We start from the raw sequence: 235 nt of genomic DNA on the forward strand, positions 1-235 counted from the left end.
TGCGTGGCCCAAGCGATTGAGATAGGCTGACATCCTTCGTGAGCCATAGACCGGTGTGCGCAGATGTTCCGCGTCGATCAGACGCATTAACTCCAGATCATAGGCCCGTAGCGCCTTGCGCTGATAGTACATTGAGGAGCGACTGATACCGAGTAGCTGGCACTGACGCCGGAGGCTGATGTCGGGCGCCTGCGGCTCGACCAGTGCCACGCGCTGGGCCCGGCTCAACGACCGA

Annotated in this window: 1 pseudogene; it reads right to left on the bottom strand. The window is 61.3% G+C overall.

Features of this window, described 5'->3' with window-relative positions:
* A pseudogene (locus tag IZU87_RS17560) lies at window positions 1-235 on the bottom strand (IS3 family transposase); the annotation flags it as partial.

The organism is Cobetia sp. MC34 (genome assembly GCF_018340035.1).
GTDB lineage: Bacteria > Pseudomonadota > Gammaproteobacteria > Pseudomonadales > Halomonadaceae > Cobetia > Cobetia amphilecti.